The sequence below is a fragment of the Salinivibrio sp. KP-1 genome (assembly GCF_000968645.1).
GTDB classification, from domain to species: Bacteria; Pseudomonadota; Gammaproteobacteria; order Enterobacterales; family Vibrionaceae; genus Salinivibrio; species Salinivibrio siamensis.
In genome coordinates, this window is sequence record NZ_LAQR01000001.1 from 521886 (window position 1) to 541118 (window position 19233).

Annotated in this window: 17 protein-coding genes and 1 other annotated feature; of the genes, 8 read left to right on the forward strand and 9 right to left on the reverse strand. The window is 52.5% G+C overall.

The genetic code is table 11. The annotated features are described in order from the left end of the window. Positions 1 to 88 precede the first annotated feature (88 nt). Entirely contained in the window at positions 89 to 1141 is a 1053-nt protein-coding gene (gene sohB, locus WN56_RS02300) for a protease SohB (protein WP_046073426.1), read from the reverse strand. Positions 1142 to 1266: 125 nt separating this feature from the next. Between sohB and WN56_RS02305 the strand changes: the two genes are divergently transcribed. Continuing rightward, positions 1267 to 2010 (forward strand): YciK family oxidoreductase, encoded by a 744-nt coding sequence (locus WN56_RS02305; protein WP_046073427.1) that lies wholly within the window; start codon positions 1267 to 1269, stop codon positions 2008 to 2010. Positions 2011 to 2055: 45 nt separating this feature from the next. On the opposite strand, the gene WN56_RS02310 is transcribed toward WN56_RS02305, so the two are convergent. From WN56_RS02310 to WN56_RS02330, 5 genes are all read right to left on the reverse strand, one after another. Continuing rightward, positions 2056 to 4182 carry a TonB-dependent siderophore receptor gene (locus tag WN56_RS02310; RefSeq protein WP_231637388.1) on the reverse strand — a complete coding sequence of 709 codons (2127 nt, stop codon included), beginning with the start codon at positions 4180 to 4182 and terminating at the stop codon, positions 2056 to 2058. 77 nt (positions 4183 to 4259) lie between these two features. Further along, on the reverse strand, positions 4260 to 5159 hold the full coding sequence (locus WN56_RS02315) for an AraC family transcriptional regulator (RefSeq protein ID WP_046073428.1): 900 nt from the start codon (positions 5157 to 5159) through the stop codon (positions 4260 to 4262). A gap of 199 nt (positions 5160 to 5358) precedes the next feature. After that, positions 5359 to 6336, reverse strand: a complete 978-nt coding sequence (gene rluB / locus WN56_RS02320) for a 23S rRNA pseudouridine(2605) synthase RluB (protein WP_046073429.1) — start codon at positions 6334 to 6336, stop codon at positions 5359 to 5361. A 307-nt stretch (positions 6337 to 6643) separates the two neighbouring features. Then, complete coding sequence (locus WN56_RS02325) at positions 6644 to 7264, reverse strand: L-threonylcarbamoyladenylate synthase (protein WP_046073430.1); 621 nt, start codon at positions 7262 to 7264, stop codon at positions 6644 to 6646. A 106-nt stretch (positions 7265 to 7370) separates the two neighbouring features. Continuing rightward, a complete protein-coding gene (locus WN56_RS02330; protein ID WP_046073431.1) occupies positions 7371 to 8273 on the reverse strand; it encodes a PHP domain-containing protein in 903 nt (300 codons plus the stop codon). A gap of 416 nt (positions 8274 to 8689) precedes the next feature. Then, positions 8690 to 8784: a sequence feature (Trp leader region), on the forward strand. An 83-nt stretch (positions 8785 to 8867) separates the two neighbouring features. Between WN56_RS02330 and aroF the strand changes: the two genes are divergently transcribed. The 7 genes from aroF (at position 8868) to trpA (ending at position 16681) form a co-directional block, all read left to right on the forward strand. After that, entirely contained in the window at positions 8868 to 9881 is a 1014-nt protein-coding gene (gene aroF, locus WN56_RS02335) for a 3-deoxy-7-phosphoheptulonate synthase (protein WP_046073827.1), read from the forward strand. After that, on the forward strand, positions 9878 to 11482 hold the full coding sequence (locus WN56_RS02340) for an anthranilate synthase component 1 (protein WP_046073432.1): 1605 nt from the start codon (positions 9878 to 9880) through the stop codon (positions 11480 to 11482). Before aroF ends, WN56_RS02340 begins: the two co-directional genes overlap by 4 nt. Continuing rightward, a complete protein-coding gene (locus WN56_RS02345; RefSeq protein WP_046073433.1) occupies positions 11479 to 12093 on the forward strand; it encodes an aminodeoxychorismate/anthranilate synthase component II in 615 nt (204 codons plus the stop codon). The genes WN56_RS02340 and WN56_RS02345 overlap by 4 nt, the downstream gene beginning before the upstream one ends. 80 nt (positions 12094 to 12173) lie before the next feature. Beyond that, on the forward strand, positions 12174 to 13178 hold the full coding sequence (trpD, locus tag WN56_RS02350; protein ID WP_046073434.1) for an anthranilate phosphoribosyltransferase: 1005 nt from the start codon (positions 12174 to 12176) through the stop codon (positions 13176 to 13178). Beyond that, positions 13175 to 14563 carry a bifunctional indole-3-glycerol-phosphate synthase TrpC/phosphoribosylanthranilate isomerase TrpF gene (gene trpCF / locus WN56_RS02355; RefSeq protein ID WP_046073435.1) on the forward strand — a complete coding sequence of 463 codons (1389 nt, stop codon included), beginning with the start codon at positions 13175 to 13177 and terminating at the stop codon, positions 14561 to 14563. The genes trpD and trpCF overlap by 4 nt, the downstream gene beginning before the upstream one ends. A 109-nt stretch (positions 14564 to 14672) precedes the next feature. Then, a complete protein-coding gene (gene trpB, locus WN56_RS02360) occupies positions 14673 to 15866 on the forward strand; it encodes a tryptophan synthase subunit beta (RefSeq protein ID WP_046073436.1) in 1194 nt (397 codons plus the stop codon). Continuing rightward, positions 15866 to 16681: a tryptophan synthase subunit alpha gene (trpA, locus tag WN56_RS02365; RefSeq protein WP_369795685.1), complete on the forward strand. Its 816-nt coding sequence runs from the start codon at positions 15866 to 15868 to the stop codon at positions 16679 to 16681. Before trpB ends, trpA begins: the two co-directional genes overlap by 1 nt. Positions 16682 to 16757: 76 nt before the next feature. On the opposite strand, the gene WN56_RS02370 is transcribed toward trpA, so the two are convergent. The 3 genes from WN56_RS02370 to WN56_RS02380 all read right to left on the reverse strand — a co-directional run bounded on the left by WN56_RS02370 (position 16758) and on the right by WN56_RS02380 (position 19185). Beyond that, on the reverse strand, positions 16758 to 18014 hold the full coding sequence (locus WN56_RS02370) for a GGDEF domain-containing protein (protein ID WP_046073438.1): 1257 nt from the start codon (positions 18012 to 18014) through the stop codon (positions 16758 to 16760). Positions 18015 to 18024: 10 nt separating this feature from the next. Further along, positions 18025 to 18558, reverse strand: a complete 534-nt coding sequence (locus tag WN56_RS02375; protein WP_052707999.1) for a molybdopterin-dependent oxidoreductase — start codon at positions 18556 to 18558, stop codon at positions 18025 to 18027. A 321-nt stretch (positions 18559 to 18879) separates the two neighbouring features. Beyond that, positions 18880 to 19185: a hypothetical protein gene (locus WN56_RS02380; RefSeq protein WP_046073439.1), complete on the reverse strand. Its 306-nt coding sequence runs from the start codon at positions 19183 to 19185 to the stop codon at positions 18880 to 18882. Between the last annotated feature and the right edge of the window lie 48 nt (positions 19186 to 19233).

Here is a 19233-nt window from a genome sequence, read left to right on the forward strand (position 1 = left end):
CTATTTCGCTCATTATCGTGCGCCTGTTACCGCTATTTTCTTCCGTTGTTTATCGCCCAACGCTAACAGGCAGCACTCGGGAAGTGAGTTAAACCAACGGACGCTGACCACGACTAATCCATTTTAGCAGCACACGATCTGCCACCTCCGCGGATGCGCCAGCAAGCTTTTCAGCAATGTTTTTACGCTGATGGTAAGACACCGACAGCACTTTTCGCTCGTTATTCGCCGCCTGGAACAAATACTCGTCGCTGGTACAGACCTCATCAATCAATCCCAGACTCAATGCTTGGTTACCAAACCAGTGTTCACCGGTGGCAACCTTATCGACATTAAGAGACGGGCGGTATTCGCTGATAAACGCCTTGAACAGGCCATGGGTTTCTTCCAGTTCCGTTTTGAACTTCTCGCGCGCTTTGTCAGTGTTTTCACCAAACATGGTTAGCGTGCGCTTAAATTCACCGGCGGTCAGCTGCTCAAATTCAATATCGTTCTTCTTAAGCAATTTGTTAAAGTTGGGCAGCTGGGCAATCACCCCAATCGAGCCAATGATCGCAAACGGCGCTGCAATCAACTTATCCGCGACGCATGCCATCATATACCCGCCGCTTGCGGCCACTTTATCAACCGCCACGGTTAAGGGCACGCCTGCTTGACGGAAGCGTGCCAGCTGAGACGCCGCTAGGCCGTAGCCATGCACCATACCGCCGCCACTCTCGACGTTGACCAAGACTTCGTCCTGTTCGGTTGCTACCGACAAAATCGCCGTGACTTCTTCTCGCAACGCCTCCACTTCGCGGGCATCGATGCTGCCTTTAAAGTGGATCACAAACAATTGTGGATCCCGTTGAGCCGATGGCTCATTTTGCTTTTTGGCTGCGGCTTTTTGCGCCTTTTCTTCTTTCTTCTTGGCTTTTTTCTCGTCTTTCTCTCGCGCTTTTAACGAAGATTCATTGTACAAGTGCTGCTCTAGCGATTGACGATAATGCTTAAACCGCTCAGTTAAGTCAGTGAGCTTTAGGCTACCTTTTTGCCCCCCTTTGTCGCTCGCGGCGCGCACTAAAGCGACCAATACAAATGCCGCTAATAAGAAAGTGACGACTTTTGCCAGAAAAAGCCCATAATCCGCAATGAAATCCAATGTTGTATCCTCTTTTTTGTCGCTATGTTGGCAATGCCGTTAACCGTACATCACGCACTTGGTTGTCACACCTTACCCGCAACCTTACAATAATCTACGTTTAACAATAAATAAGGATTTATATCGTGGACTACCAAGTAAGCTCAAACGCGCTTGACGGGCGTGTGATTTTGGTGACCGGTGCGGGCGCTGGCATTGGCCGCCAAGCCGCACTTAGCTATGCAGAGAAAGGCGCCACCGTCATCCTTCTCGGCCGCACCGTGAAAAAACTTGAAGCAGTATACGATGAAATCGATGCTTTGGGCGCGCCACAACCAGCGATTATCCCATTGGATATGCTGGGTGCCACGCGTCAGCATTATTTGGATATGGCAGACACCATTGAACAACAGTTCGGGCGCTTAGACGGCGTACTGCATAATGCTGGCTTGCTCGGTGTGCTGAGCCCGTTCGATCAGATTGATGAAAAATCTCATGACGATGTGATGCAGGTGAATGTCAAAGCCACCATGCTTATGACGCAAGCTCTGCTGCCATTATTGAAAAAGTCTGACGATGCCCGCGTAGTGTTTACCACATCGACTGTCGGCCACCAAGGGCGTGCTTATTGGGGCAGCTATGCTATTTCTAAGTTCGCGACCGAAGGTATGATGCAAGTGCTGGCGGATGAAATGTCTGATACCAAGGTCCGTGTCAACGCCATCAACCCAGGCGGTACCCGCACCAGTATGCGCGCGAGCGCTTTCCCAGGAGAAGACCCTGACACGCTCAAAACGCCTCTCGATATTATGCCACTTTACCTGTATTTGATGGCACCAGAAGGTATTGGCGAGCACGGCCAATGCATTGATGCACAACCTAAGCGCTAAACACAGCGCCCCCAAGACTGGGGGCGCTCGTTTTAGCAAACCGATTTAAAAATCGATGCTGAGTTTGGCTTTGATGTTGCGTTCGTCCCCATACCAACAGTTCAATTCATCAAAACAGCTGTAAGTGGTTTTATCGAACAAGTTGGTCGCAGATAGGGACAATTTTGCGCCTGATAGCGACGGTGATGCTTGCGAAAGATCGTAACTAATCGCGGTATCAAACACCGTATAGTCGGGCACCGTAAAGGTATTGGTGGCGTTACCCTGTGACTCACCCACATACCGTGCGCCTAAACTCACGCGTGTCCCCGCACTGACCTGGTGATTCAGCCACGCACTGGCAGTCTGCTCTGGCACCCAAACTGGGGTCTTGCCCTCTAGGTTAGGGTCATCCGTGATCTCCATATCAATATAGCCATAAGTTAAGGCCACATCCGTCTCTACACTAAGTGCATGATTAAACTCAACCTCTATTCCACGAGAGCGGATTTCACCGGTTTGAATTTTCGCGTATGAGTCGTTGGGATCATTCACCAGCGCGTCTTGCTTTTTAAGCTCGAACAACGCCACGTTGACGCCAGTGCTACCGTCTAGTGACAAGTACTTGAGGCCGGTTTCCCATTGTTTACCCGTGGAAGGGTCAAACACATTACCCCGATTATCCATATCGGTTGGTTCAAAGCTTTCTGAGTAACTCAGATAAGGGGAAATACCGTTGTCAAACTGGTACATCGCACCGGCACGGAATGCCAGATTATAGTGACGAATGTTTTTCTCTGAGGCACTACTTAAGGTTTGCTTGTCATCTTTTAACTCGTACTCGTCGTAACGTGCCCCAGCGAGCAACACCCATTGGTTCCACAAGATCTGATCTTGGGCATAGAGGCCAGTCTGTGTCACTTCAATATCATGGTCTTCTTGGTAAGCAAAACTGAGTGAGTCGGGGTTAACCTGGTTATTATCGGGATCGAAAATATCAATATCCGGCACCACATTCGCCAAAGTATCGTCATAGTCAACGTCGGAAGACATATCTTGATAATCAATACCGAACAAGGTGTAGTGCTGTGCCGACCCCCAGTTCAAATCACCAGAAAGCTGTGTATCGACCACCCAAGCCGCCATTGTCTCATCGGTTAGGTAAGCGTTTCGCGGATAGTGGCGGCCGTCATCGCTTTTTCGGTGATACATGTTTTTTTGCAGCAAATCAGCATCTGTGTAGCGTGCCGAGTGCAGTAACGACCAGTTTGATGAGAGCTGGTGCTGCACCTTGTAACCCAGCATCAGAAACTCACGATCATAAGTATTCCAGTTGTTGTCACCGGAAAAGCTATCGCTAGAAAGGCTGCCTTGGTCACTATGCAATACCGAGCCGTTGGCCGGCAATGAGGTATAAATGCCCGCCGCTGGATCCGCTTGGTAATAAAGATTAACGTTCACCAACGTATCTGGCGACACCCGCCAATCTAGCGATGGGGCGACGACATAACGCTCTTCTTCTGAATCTCCCGCTTGGCCATCTTTTTGTCGTGCCAGCGCCACCATCCGGTACGCCAATGGGGTGTCAGAAATCGCACCAGTACTGTCAACAGACACTTCACGCAGCGCATCAGAGTCGGTGCTCATCGTCACACGGTGCGCCGCTTCTTGTTTAGGCGTCTTGGCGATCATATTCACCATCCCACCCGGTGGAATATTCCCGTATAACACCGACGTCGGCCCTTTGAACACTTCCACTTGTTCAATCGCAATCGGATCGATTTGTGGCTGTAAATTCCAGGTGTTGTAAGGTACCGCGAGACCATCAAAAAAGTTCTGATAGTTGATAAAACCACGAATATTAAAGAGATCGAGTCGCGTGACGGCCCCACCCCGCAGCTCAGTATTTACACCAGGTGTATAGCGCACCACTTCACTCAATGAACTGGCTTGACGCTGTTCGATGGCCTCTCGGTCGATGACAGTGACCGCTTGAGGCGTTTCTTCTGGTGCCAGTACTGTTTTAGTGGCCGTATTGCGGTAGGTGTCGCCTAAGACTTGTATGGTTTCCATCTCGGCGTGTTGCGACTCGGCATAAGCTGATGGCAGCATCAAGCTCCCCATAACCGCCATCGCTAACGGGGACAGTCGCCATCTGGCAACCTGCTGCACGCGTGCACAACCCATATCCATGATGATTTTCCTCTTAATGCAAATTAAACGTAAAACGGAATCATTCGCATTTTAAAGGTGTGCATGGTGAATACTGTTCATTTTGGTGCATGATGGTGACAATCCAGCGGGATCCAGTACGTCATTACCGCGTCATCGGCTTCTGGTTGATATCCAGGCGGATAGACTTCAAGCTCGATACCATCCGTGCATCGGTACCCTGAGGCAGGCAACCAATGATAGATAAAGGTATGCAAGGTCTTAGGCAGTTCACTCACGGGTCCCAAATGCGTAATCACAGCATAGGTCGCCTCTGGCACCGTCCACGTGGCTAAAGGTAGGCTTGACGGCGCATCTCGCTGCTGACCGGCGAGGTAGGGTAACGGGGTTTGAAGTGTATCAGCACTGGCCACATCAATCGCACCAATGCTTGGCTGACCAACATCAATCAACCCAGCCTCGTGCGCATCACGCCACAGCTTAGGCACCACGTCAGTAAAATCGGGCTCAGGTGCAAACAAGCCTAATATAGGCGACGTCTGCCCCACCAGCGTGATCGATGATCGCGTTTGAATGTGCACCGACAGCCAAGACGGATTGGGAGTCGCCAGTGTCGTAATATGCAGTGGTGTTCGAATACCATCCATCACCCCCCGCTGGCGATACGTGCGAGGACTCACCCCGAACTGCTGACGAAATGCGCGGGAAAAATTCGCCTCTGAGGTAAACCCAAACGACAGCGCGATATCAATCACTCTATCGGGCCGAGAGAGCAACTGTTTGGCGGCATAGCTAAGTCTTAGTTCACGCACATAATGCGCCACACTCACGCCCGTTTGTTCCGAGAACACGCGCTGCAATTGCCAGCGAGACCAGCAGCTGTGAGCGGCCAACTCACTGACAGAAAGCGGTTGGTCAAGGTTTGCGTGGATAAAGTCTAGAACCCGCTCGATACGATCAAAGCGTGCTGTTTGCTCTGGTGCTAATGCCGTTGTCATCACATCCTTTATCGACAAAATTGTAAATAAACTCCAAGATAACACAAACAATAATCATTATCATAACTGAAGTGAAAGAGGCCAACCGATACGACGGATAATAAGGCTGCAACTGTTATAGTGAGCGCGACGAGTTAGAGCGTCACACAGAAATAGAAAGCCCGGCACATGGCCGGGCTTTAGCGAACATCACGCAGAATTACTTACGCGTTCTTGGTTTGCCTTTACCACGCGGCGCGCCCGAGCGCTGATTGCCCTTTTTCGGGCTTCCACCTTTCGGTCCTGCCGCAGGTGCGTTACCCCGACGAGCCTGACGTGTTTTCTTCGGCTTATCATTGCTATCGATACGCTCTTCGTAACGGCGTACTGCACGACGGATCTTCTGGCGCGACTTTTTACGCTTTTGATCATCTGGCGTGATAACCGTTTGCGACTCTGGCTTCATCTCTACCATTTCGCGCAGATAATTCACTTCTTTCAGATCCATCTCACGCCAACCACCACGCGGCAGATCTTTTTCAAGATAGATATCGCCGTAACGCACACGCTTCAAACGGCTTACGGTCACACCTTGGGTTTCCCACAAACGACGCACTTCACGGTTGCGTCCTTCGGTAATCACCACATAGAAAGTGTGATTCATCCCCTCGCCGCCCGCATAAACGACATCTTCAAAGCGCGCCACGCCATCGTCTAGTTCTACGCCGTGAACAAGGTTTTTCACCATATCTTCGTTCACGTCACCAAACACACGCACCATGTACTCACGTTGCACTTGGCGGCTTGGGTGCATCAAACGATTCGCTAGTTCACCGTCGGTAGTGAACAGCATTAAGCCTGAGGTATTGGCATCCAAACGGCCAACCGCTACCCAGCGCGCATCTTTCAATTTGGGCAAGCGATCGAATACCGTACGACGCCCCTCTGGGTCGCTTCGCGTACACAGTTCACCCTCTGGCTTGTTGTATGCAAGAACGCGACACACAGACTCAGAAGGCGCATTAAGCTGCACCGCATGACCATCAACACGCACCAATGCACTGGGATCATCAAGGCGGTCACCCAGTTTGGCGACGGCACCATTAACACTCACCCGGCCGGCTTGAATGTATCCTTCCATTTCGCGGCGTGAACCTACGCCAGCACGCGCTAGCACCTTCTGTAATTTTTCGCTCATGTTTTTTACCTTACTGTCGCCTTCACAGGCGTCATCACTGTCACGATTGGCATAAGAGCTAACGATAATGAGTTAGCCAGCCGTTAATGATACCAATAAGCGTAGAGATAGAGAAACAGTTTCACGCGTTCACGGCATATCAGCTGTTGTGGCTGAGTCAATCGCAAAACACCTGGACAAAAAAACGCCCAGCAAGGTGGCTGGGCGGGAATGGAAGGTCAACCACAGGTTGACGCAACATCAGAACAAGAACATTGCATGGGTAATTACGCGCGACACTGTGCGTTGGTTCACCCGCAGTCAGACATTAATCAAACGGGGCGGGATCACCACTCCCGTGACGGCGAACCTCAGGCATGCCTTCACTGAAATCAACCACTGTGGTGGGGTGCTCACCTAATACGCCACCGTGCATAATCAAATCCACACTGTGCTCTAACTGATCGCGAATTGCTTCGGGATCGGATTCGGTAAAGTCGTTACCCGGTAAAATCAGTGAGGTCGACATTAGCGGCTCACCCAGCGCCTCGAGCAAATCCAGGGCGATTTGGTTATCCGGTACGCGAATGCCTATGGTTTTCCGTTTTGGATTCATCAACCGTTTTGGCACTTCTTTGGTCGCTTTGAAAATAAACGTATACGCGCCAGGTGTATTGTTACGAATCAAGCGAAATGCAACGTTATCGACCCGTGCGTACAGTGATAACTCAGACAAATCGCGACACAACAAGGTGAAGTTATGATCTTTATCGAGGTCACGAATACGGCAAATACGCTCTAACGCTTGTTTGTTCTCAAGCTGACAGCCAAGCGCATAGCCCGAATCGGTCGGATAGATGATTACTCCACCGTTTCGGACAATTTCCACCGCTTGTTTGATCAGCCGCGCTTGCGGGTTCTCTGGGTGGACATAAAAAAACTGACTCATGGTTCCTCCTGCTGTAGCTTGACCCCGTGGGGATGCGCACCGCAAATCCAGCGTGAATGGTCTGCGCGCCGGATAATCCTTATCGCTATCAATATAACGTATTTCGTTATTGTAACGCGTCTGGCTTGTCGCTATCTAGTTGATTTACTGATTGCCATTTTTGTTCAGCCGCTTCTAACCACATCCAGTCACACCAAACCGGCTGACTGTCCTTCGGCAGCCATAAATTGCGGCCCAGCTCTGTCCACGGCGAAGGATAATGAAAATCCGACCCCAGCGAGGCCAGCAAGCCATAATCGCGCGCGTAATCGGCCAGCAAACGCCGCTCTTGTTGCGACTGCTGAGGAAGAGCGACTTCGATAGCATCGCCATTGGCGTCAGAAAACGTAGCCAGTAATCGTTTCAGCCACTTGGCTTTGAGTTTGTATCGCCCCGGATGAGCAAGCACCGCTTGTCCCCCAGCCTCATGGATCGCTTCAACGGCCTCTGCAATCGAGCACCAGTTCGGTGGCGCATAACCGGTGTTCCCTCGGGTTAAAAAGCGCTTAAAACAGGCTTGCATGGTTTTTGCGTGACCTTGCTCCACCAACCAGCGCGCAAAATGGGCACGGGTGAGCGGCGCATCGCCAGCCAGTTCGCGCGCACCTGCGAGCGCCCCTGTGTAGTGCGAGCGCTCTAACCGCTCAGCAATCAGCTCAGCACGTTGTTGGCGTCGCTCAGCTTGTTCGGCAATCAATGCGGTCAATGCCGGGTGCTGGGGGTCGACATTTAACCCTACAATGTGGATATCAAAGTTCTGCCACAAGGTTGAAACCTCAATGCCGTTGACCAGCGTAAGGGGCAAATTTTGATGGTCGATTTCTGCTTGCGCCTCCACCAGCCCAGCGGTGGTGTCGTGGTCGGTAATCGCCAACACGCCCACGCGACGCTCGACCGCGCGCTGCACCAAATCTTTGGGTGATAGGCGGCCGTCTGAGGCAGTGGTATGGCTGTGTAAATCAATGATCATGGTGTATCGGGTTTCCTTAATGTGCTCGCGCCTTGGCACTGTCAGTGTGTGTCATATCAGCCTGAGGCTGAGTACGCGCCATGCGGGCTCAGTCGATGCGAATGCGCCAAGTTAATCAGCGCTTAGCGAGCACGGTGAATATCTTTGCTCTTTATTATCGTGTGCTTATTCCGCACTTTTTCTGCATTCTTTTCGATTTCCCCGTTGACACAGAAGCAAAATATCAGTTTACTAGTACACAAGTTAACGCGCACCGTTTCTCTGTCTTGGGGAGCGATATGGCGCTAAGGGTAACAGTCACAACGGAGTCTCGCAGCATGTATTTCAACGCCGCGTCTAGATCACATTCGATTCACACTGCACCCACTGCCGAACAGGCCGTGAGTGTATTGGCGACATCCATGACCTCTGTTGCACTTATTTGGTGGCACGGCTCCTCACGGGCGGTGTGACGCGCTGTATAGACAGCCATCCTATTCACAACGCCCGCCACTGATGCGGGCGTTTTTGTCTCTCAGTTTTGCCATCACGCGTTATCGTGCCACCACGCATTCAGCCACGGTAACCGGCAACCATAGTTTAAAAGGATATTTGATGATTATTGTACTTAAGCCCCAAGCCACCGAGCAGGATGCCAAAGCCCTCCTCAATCAAATCGAGCAATGCGGTTTAAAACCGCTTTATATGCCGGGAGTGGAACGCATTGTATTGGGCGCGCTGGGTGATGAACGTGTGCTGCAACAATGCCATTTTGAGGCTAATCCGCTGGTTGAGGAAGTCAAACCGATTTTAACCAAGTACAAACGTGTGAGCCGTGATGTACAGCCGCATGACAGCGTGGTGCATATCGGCAATGTGCCTGTTGGCGGTCAACACTTCGTGGTCATGGCAGGTCCCTGCTCGGTGGAATCCGAACAACAGCTATTGTCCGTGGCGGAGCGCGTTAAAACCCATGGCGCACGTGTATTACGGGGCGGCGCCTTTAAACCACGCACTAGTCCTTATGATTTCCAAGGCATGGGGATTGAGGGGCTAAAGCTGCTCAAACAAGCCAGTGACCTGACTGGCATGCCAACCGTGTCAGAAGTAATGGAAATTAGCCAAGTCGACGCCGTGTGCGAGTACATTGATTGCTTGCAAATTGGCGCACGTAACATGCAAAACTATGGCTTGCTCAAAGCGGTAGGCGAAACGGGCAAACCTGTCTTGTTAAAACGTGGGCTTTCCGCCACTATCGAAGAATGTTTGCTGGCGGCGGAATATATTGTCGATGCAGGTAACCCCAATGTGATTTTATGTGAACGCGGTATTCGCACTTACGAAACCGCCACACGTAATACCTTGGATTTGAATGCCGTGGCCTTGATGAAGCAGCGCAGCCATTTGCCTGTGTTGGTCGACCCAAGCCACGGGACCGGCGTGCGAGAGCTGGTGACGCCACTATCACGCGCCGCGGCGGCCGTCGGCGCGGATGGCATCATTGTGGAAAGCCACCTAAACCCAAGCGAAGCATTGTCAGACGGCCACCAAGCATTAACCGGCGATATGTTCGCGCAGCTGATGCAAGAACTCACCCCCTTTGTGCAAGCGGCAGGGAGAAAGCTGTGAACACTCATGATCCCCAACATGGCGAGCTTGATACGCTCCAACTCTCAGTGCCTTATGTCGCCGACCCGACTGAGTTATATGCCGCCGTGTGCCAAGATAAGCCTTATAGCATGCTGTTGGAGTCGGCAGAGATTGACTCCAAACGCAACCTTAAAAGCCTGATGCTGGTCGATGCCGCCGTGCGCATTGAATGCCGCGGGCAGCGCGTGACCTTAAAAGCGCTCACCCATAATGGCAGCCATTTGCTGGAGAGCATCGCCCAGAGCGCAGCGCTTAAGGCCCTCGCCTGTGAGGTAGCGCAGGCCGACGATGGAGACTTTCCCGCCCTGACGTTGACGTTCCGCCATCCCAACGACAATGGCGCGCTATTGGATGAAGACGCCCGTCTGCGCCAAGCGTCGGTGTTTGATGCCCTGCGTGTTATCAAACAAAGTATCGCGTTGGATAATCAACCTGACGATGCGCTCTTTATCGGTGGCCTTTTTGCCTATGATTTGGTGGCCAGCACTGAAACGCTACCGGCGGTGGACGGCACCGAGCACTGCCCCGACTACCTGTTTTATGTCGCGGAAAGCTTACTGGTAATTGACCACCAGCACCGCCAAGCGCGCTTACAAGGCACCTTATTTGGGGGTGATAACGCCCGCGCCCACTATGTGGATTTATCGCGTCGTTTACAAAGCATCAAAGAAGCCTGCTTATCGCCTGCGCCGCTTCCAGAAGCGCCCGTGGTCACCGATCACAGCGTTGCGGTTTCTGTCTCCGATTCAGATTTTTGTCAGCAAGTTGACGCACTGAAAAAGCACGTCATTGCCGGAGATGTGTTTCAAGTGGTGCCATCGCGCCGCTTCACCCTCGCCTGTCCCTCGCCGCTCAATGCTTATCGAGCGTTGAAGCGTGGCAACCCTAGCCCGTATATGTTTTATCTGCGCGATAGTCAATTTAGCTTGTTTGGCGCTTCACCGGAAAGCGCCCTTAAATATACTCAAGCGACTAATCAGGTTGAGATTTATCCCATCGCGGGTACGCGCCGACGCGGGAAAACCGCCCAAGGCGACATTGATCACGACTTGGATAGCCGCATTGAGCTTGAGCTGCGCAATGATGAAAAAGAAAACGCCGAGCACATGATGCTGGTCGATTTGGCCCGCAACGATGTGGCGCGAATTAGCACGCCCGGCAGCCGCCATGTCGCCGACTTGCTCAAAGTCGACCGCTACAGCCACGTGATGCATTTAGTTTCTCGGGTGGTGGGTCAGCTGAAACCCGATCTAGACGCGCTGCATGCATACCAAGCCTGTATGAATATGGGCACGCTCACCGGTGCGCCCAAGCTTCGCGCGATGCAACTCATCCGTGACACCGAACAGTGCCGACGCGGCAGTTATGGCGGGGCCGTGGGCTATTTTACCGGTTCGGGTGAGATGGATACCTGTATTGTGATCCGCTCTGCCTACGTTGAAAACGGCGTTGCCACCGTGCAAGCCGGCGCGGGTGTAGTGTTTGATTCTGACCCTCAAGCCGAAGCGGACGAAACCCGCGGCAAAGCACAAGCGGTGATCCATGCGATTCAAACCGCCCATCAAGGAGGCCAATCATGAGTACCCCGCCAATGGACATCGTCCTGCTCGATAACATGGACTCCTTTACCTATAACTTAGTGGATCAATTTCGCGCACTCGGTTACCCGGTCACGGTGTTCCGCAATCATTTAGAGGCTGAGGCGATTGCTCGCCACATTCGAACCCTGCCCCAACCACTGCTGGTGCTCTCGCCCGGCCCTGGCGCGCCGGCTGACGCTGGCTGTATGCCCGCATTGATTGAAAAACTGCGCGGCCAAGTGCCAATGCTGGGGATTTGCCTAGGTCAGCAAGCGATCGTCGAAGCCTACGGCGGCACAGTCGCCGGTGCTGGCACCATCATGCACGGCAAGGCTTCGGCCATGCATCACCAACAGCATGCGGTATTTGGCCCATTGGCATCCCCACTCACCGTGGCCCGTTACCACTCACTGGTGGCGACTGAGGTGCCTGCCAGCTTGGATGTCATCGCCACCGTGTTTGATGGCGACGATCAAAAAGTAATGGCGGTGGTGAGCAATACCGACTACGTGGTCGGTTATCAATTCCATCCAGAGTCCATTTTGACCGCACAAGGCGCAGCTCTGCTCACCCACACTATCGATTGGGCGAGTGGCTACTATCAGTGCTAACAATAACACCAGCGCTAACAACAACACGTGCCAGATAAGCACGGAGCTCGAACAGACAAATACCGAGGTTAAGTACAGTGATGGATCAACTACTAGAGACGCTCTACCAACAACAGTCACTCAGCCAAGCGCAAAGCGAGCAGCTGTTTAGTGCGATCATTAAGGGTGAACTCGAGCCAGCACGATTAGCGGCTGCGTTAACCGCATTGAAGATTAAAGGGGAAACGCCTGAAGAAATCGCGGGCGCAGCAAAAGCACTCACCGACAACGCCGAGCCTTTCCCACGCCCTAGTTATCCGTTTGCCGACATCGTCGGCACGGGAGGCGATGGTGCAAACACCATTAATATTTCAACCACGGCCGCCTTTGTCGCCGCCGCCTGTGGCGTAAAAGTCGCCAAACACGGCAACCGCGGGGTATCGAGCAAGTCGGGCTCATCGGATTTACTCGCCGCCTTTGGAATTGATCTGGCGATGCCTGCCGACCACGCCCGCGAGGCCTTGGATAATCTGGGCGTTTGCTTTTTATTCGCCCCGCAATACCACACCGGCGTACGACACGCGATGCCCGTGCGCCAAGCGATGAAAACGCGCACCATCTTCAATCTGCTTGGGCCGTTAATTAACCCAGCGAAACCTAGCATTGAGCTGATGGGCGTGTACGACCAAGCCTTAGTTGCGCCAATTGCACAAACCATGCAAAACCTCAACATGACGCGCGCGGCCGTGGTTCATGGTGACGGTCTGGATGAAGTAGCTATCCACGGCCCCACAACGGTGGCAGAAATCACCCCGACCCAAATTGAGCATTACACCCTAACCCCCAGCGATTTTGGTGTACCCGAATACCCGCTGGACAGCATTGCCGGTGGCACGCCGGAGCAGAACCGCGCGATGATCAGCGCGATTTTGCAAGGTAAAGGCACAGACGCCCAGCAAGCCGCGGTGGCTGTCAATGTGGCACTCTTGCTACGCTTATTCGGACAAGAAGACTTGAAAGCAAACACACAACAGGCCTTGGACGTGATGGCGTCGGGCAAGCCTTACACCATCATGCAAGCGTTAGCACAAAGGAGCGCAGTATGACCACCTCAGCCCTCAACGACACCATTTTAGGCCGCATTGTCGATGACAAAAAACGCTGGGTGGCCGCGCGCAAGCGCACTCAGCCGCTGGATAGCTTTATCGACCAACTGACGCCCAGTGATCGCGATTTTCGTGCTGCACTTGCCGCGCCGGGGTCACAGTTTATCTTGGAGTGCAAAAAAGCCTCGCCTTCAAAAGGGTTGATTCGAGAAGACTTCGATCCGGCCAGTATTGCCCGTGCCTACCGACCCTTTGCCGCGGCCATTTCAGTCCTGACGGACGAGGACCACTTTCAGGGCAGTTTTGACTTCTTGCCGATCGTGCGCGCACAAGTCGATGCGCCTGTGCTTTGCAAAGATTTTATTATCGACCCTTATCAGGTTTACCTCGCGCGTCATTATCAAGCCGATGCGATCTTATTGATGCTGTCAGTACTCGACGACGCCGAATACCGCGAGCTGGCCGATTTAGCCGAGTCGCTAAAGCTGGGCGTGCTTACCGAAGTGAGCACCGAAGACGAGCTCGCACGTGCCAATGCCTTAGGGGCGGTGGTGATTGGGATTAACAACCGGAATTTACGTGATTTAAGCATCGATCGCGATCGCACCAAACGTTTAGCACCACAAGTGGGCGAAAAAGCGATCGTGATTTCAGAAAGTGGTATTCATAGCCACCGTCATGTGCGCGATCTTGCCCACCACGCGGATGGCTTTTTAATTGGCAGTGCATTAATGGCAGAACCTGATCTGACCCTTGCGCTACGTAAAGTGATCTTGGGGGAAAATAAAGTCTGTGGGCTTACCACCGCTGATGATGCCCTCGCCGCCTATAACGCTGGCGCTGTCTACGGCGGACTTATTTTTGTTGAGCACTCCCCGCGCGCGGTGACATCCGCCGTGGCCGAGCGCGTACAGCAAGGCGCGCCGCTGCGCTATGTGGGCGTGTTCCAAAATCATGCGCTAGATACCGTGGCTGAGTACGCACAACAGCTTAGCCTTCACGCGGTGCAACTGCATGGTGATGAAGACGCAGCGTATCTACAAGCACTGCGCGAAAAGCTCCCTAAGCACTGTGAAATTTGGAAAGCGCACGGTGTCTCTGATGTCGCACCGGCCTTAGATGGCGTGAATGCTGACCGCCACCTTATCGACAGCCGAGTCGGCCAACAATCTGGCGGCACGGGTAAAACCTTTGATTGGCACTTGATCCCTAAAACCGCCAAAGACAAAGTCATGATTGCCGGCGGGCTCACCCCCGAGAATGCGGCCAAAGCGGCTGAACAAGGGTGCCTTGGGCTGGATTTTAACTCCGGCGTCGAGCATGCGCCCGGGGTGAAAGATGCCAACAAGTTACAAGCGGCGTTCCGCGCCCTTCGCCGCTATTGATTTTTCGAGATAGTTGATTTGCCGAGATGATTGATTTGGCTGAGAGGATAGATGTCGCCAAGACAGTCAACGTATCTCGGCCCCCAGTTAAAGACGTAAAAGGATAATTATGAGCAAGCTTAACCCGTATTTTGGCGAATTTGGTGGTCAGTACGTGCCCCAAATTCTGGTGCCTGCGCTGGATCAGCTCGAACAGGCGTTTATTGATGCCCAAGACGATCCGAACTTTAAAGACGATTTTATCCGCCTGCTGCAAGAGTATGCCGGACGACCCACCGCGTTGACGCTTTGCCGCAACCTCACCAAAGGGACGAACACCAAGCTGTATCTTAAGCGTGAAGACTTGCTGCACGGTGGTGCGCACAAAACCAACCAAGTACTGGGCCAAGCGATGCTTGCCCAGCGTATGGGCAAATCAGAAATCATTGCCGAAACCGGAGCCGGCCAACACGGTGTGGCGACTGCGCTGGCGTGTGCGCTACTGGGACTGAAATGCCGCATCTACATGGGCGCCAAAGACGTTGAGCGCCAAAGTCCTAATGTGTTTCGAATGAAGCTGATGGGTGCCACTGTGATCCCAGTACATGCGGGCTCTGCGACGTTAAAAGATGCATGTAACGAAGCGATGCGCGACTGGTCAGCCAACTATGATACCGCCCACTATTTGCTCGGTACCGCAGCGGGCCCGCACCCCTTCCCGACCATTGTGCGCGAATTTCAGCGTATTATTGGTGAGGAAACCCGTGCGCAAATTCAGCAGGTAGAAGGTCGCTTACCGGATGCGGTAATCGCCTGTGTGGGCGGTGGCTCAAACGCCATTGGCATGTTTGCTGACTTTATCGATGACAAAGACGTGCGTTTAATTGGTGTTGAGCCCGCGGGCAAAGGACTCGATACCGATCAACACGGCGCGCCTTTAAAGCACGGCAAGCCCGGTATTTTCTTCGGTATGAAATCCCCATTGATGCAAGATGAATATGGCCAAGTCGAAGAGTCGTATTCAGTCTCAGCCGGATTGGACTTCCCGTCGGTGGGGCCGCAGCATGCGCACCTTAACGCCATTGGTCGCGCCGAATATCCGGCGGTCACCGACGATGAAGCCTTAGAAGCGTTTCAATCACTTGCGCGCAACGAAGGTATTATTCCCGCGCTAGAATCTGCCCATGCACTGGCTCAAGCCCAAAAAATGATTGCCGCTGATCCTGAAAAAGAGCAGCTTTTGGTGGTCAATCTGTCCGGACGTGGTGATAAAGATATCTTTACTGTATATGACATTTTAGAAGGCAAAGGAGAGCTGTCATGATGGCATCATCAACTCGATATCAAGCGATGTTCGCAAATCTGGATGCCAAACAGCAAGGTGCCTTTGTTCCTTTTGTCACCTTGGGGGATCCAAATCCAGAACAATCACTCGCCGTGGTCGATGCCTTGGTTGAGGGCGGTGCCGACGCGCTTGAGCTCGGCATGCCGTTTTCTGACCCATTGGCCGATGGCCCGACCATTCAGGATGCAACCATTAGAGCAAGATCGGCAGGCACCACCCCCGATACCTGCTTTGAAATGTTGGCAGCGATACGCGAAAAACACCCTAACGTGCCGATTGGGCTGCTGATGTACGCTAACCTCGTCTACGCCCGTGGTGTTGACGCTTTTTATACTCGCTGCGCGGAAGTGGGTGTCGATTCGGTGCTCGTGGCAGATGTGCCAATTGCTGAATCTGCGCCATTTCGTGATCACGCCTTGGCACAGGGTATTGATCCGATTTTTATTGCGCCACCCAACGCAGACGATGCAACCTTAGCTAAGGTGGCGGAGCTCGGTCGTGGCTATACCTATCTGGTGTCGCGCGCGGGGGTAACGGGGGCAGAGGCCAAGGCGGGAACGCCTGTTGAACACTTACTCGGCACCTTGCATCATCATGAAGCACCGCGCCCGCTGCTTGGCTTTGGCATCTCGACCCCTGAGCAAGTCAAAGCGGCAATTAGCGCCGGGGCGGCAGGCGCCATTTCTGGCTCGGCGGTGGTGAAGATCATCGAGCACCATCAACATGATGTACCTACGATGCTCCATACGCTCACGCAGTTTGTCCATGAAATGAAAGCGGCGACGCAACAATAAAACGGCGCCAGTTACCACAATGGGCAGGATTGCCTGCCCATTTCACGTCACCCACCTATTAACGCTCGCGATAGCGTCATTCACGCGCATTAGGTTTACTGATTTGGCGGATTGTCGCGAGCGAAACCTTAAATGCATCACCCTGATCAGTCTGTGTTTCATTGCTGTCGTCGCTCTCCAGCGCTGGTCGACGCGCGCCACGACTGTGCAGTCGGTGGTCAGATGCTTGCATCGCGTCATGGTAAACACGATATTGGTTTTTACCGCCGTGTTTTGCCGCATACATCGCCGTATCCGCATACCTCAGTAGCCTTTCACCACTGATGTTATTTTGCCCGAATGCCAGGCCAATACTGGCTGACACTTTGCACCGGTGGCCAAGCAATACCGATTGTCGCTGCGCAATATTGACCAGGGTCGTCGCTATCTCACCAGGCATATTTGCCTCTTGATAGGGAATTATCGCCGCAAATTCATCGCCACCTAATCGCGCGATAACGGCATGACTAGGGAGTTCATCAGCAAAGCGCTTTGCCAGTGTGCGCAAAAACACATCACCCACATCATGCCCATGCGTATCGTTTATCGCCTTAAACCCGTCTAAGTCGATCACTAAAATGGCCACCCCTTCTGTCGAGGTCGCAAAGCGGTGGTTCAAGGCATCAAACAGCCAATGTCGATTATTCAGGCCAGTCAGTTGATCCTCTCGGGCGAGTTTGTAGTAACGTTTCGCGTCATGCGCGATAAGCAGCAGAACCGTCGCACCAACCGCCATCATCCCCAATGTCATCATGGTGGTCAGCTGCCCAAGTTGATTAAGAAGCCGTGTGTGTTCTCGATAACCATTGCCTGGCAACGACAGTGTCTGCGCAAAGTAGTCTTCCAGCTGTTGCCGCTGTTGGCGATAGCGCGCCATCACGTCACCAATATTGTGTGTAGAAAAGCGTAAGGCATAGAAGCTAGCTTCGCTCGCCTGAAGATCGCGATATATCGCGTTAAGCAACATCCTAGGATTGGGCTGTGATGCGGTGTGTTCGCGAGCCATATTGATCGCGACAGGAAAGCGGCTCCACAAGATCTCATGCTGCACCGCCACATTATCAAAACTGCTCTTTCCGCCTTGATAGCGTGCCAGCAACGTCATCAGTGCATCGTACTCTTTGGACAAGCTAAGCATGTACCATACAAGTTTGCTTTGGCTGCTGGTTAACCGATCCGATAAACTGGTTATCTTGTGCGTCGTCAACACCACGCCGACTGCCATTAAGGCGATACAGCCAACCAAGATCACGCGCTTAGCAGGCATGATCTTCAATTGCTTACTTCTCATCATTCATGCCTCCTCAAGGCTCAACCTCAATGTCTGTTAACTGCCAAACCATCGTCTCGTAGTAGCGATCGGATTGCAGTTGCGGGTAATCATCCAAAGGGTAAATCAACCAAAGTGGCCCTAATGTTCGAATGGTCATCGGTTTACCATTGCGCTCAAACGCAATAATGGGCTGATAGCGTGTTACCACATCCCGTGGTAAACGTGCCTGATAGCGGTTCATTGCATGAAGCGTCAATGCTTGATAGTGCGAGACATTGGCGGCTTCAAGCAATGTTGATAGTTTGACTCCTCGAAAGGTTTGCAACCCGGCGGTAAAAGGCGTGTGTGTACTGATATCGATGTGGGGCAATCTATCTAATTGTTGGCGATCAAACGTGATACGCTCCGCATCGCCCACCGTGAGGGTCAGAGATACAGGAAGACGAAGTGAAGCTTGTGCGCTGTCTAATGCGAGCACAGAGACAAATACCACCACGAAGGGAATGAGTACGCGCGTCGACGCGCAAAATACCGTTATATAGGTTGGGCATGATTGTATGTTCATCGCTCACCATTTACGTCTCTACGGTTGTGTTTACCAGCTGTCGCTCAACCGTTACCACTCAACAAAAACAGGTTTAGGTTGCGTACCAGACACACCCTGACCAAGCGTATTGCGTGCCCAGAATGAGCCACCTGTTAGCATCTCGCCACGTGTGTGGCGGACTTGCGACTAGTGTGCTTCAAAAGGATGCATATTGAACAGTGCTAACAAGCGGGTTTATTGATAATTCGCATAATTGAGACAGGGGGAGTCAATACGATCAGACCACACGTCATGAAGATAAAAAAGACCCACCAGTGAACGCACTGGTGGGTCAGGGTGTTAGCTCAGGTCGCGCATTAATATCTCAAACTCTTCTTGAGCTTGATCGATCAATGTCGCGAGCTCGTTGGCATCGCGATGGTTCAAAGGTAACGCCCAATTATCGTGTTTGCCAGGCTCAATATGCTCAGCCAATAACTGGGTGATTTTTCCTTTGCGCTGAAACGTCACTTCATCAAATTCAGCGAGATGAGGGCTTTCCTCGTCGGCGATGTGCACCGTCACATTGCCATTGGGGATCACCCGCACATGCGCTTGACGCGCGGGAGTGGTGTTTAAGGTATAACTACGTGAATGGATAGACATGTTAGCCTCCTATCACTCGACTTGGGGCACTCCCTATTATAGTGCTTA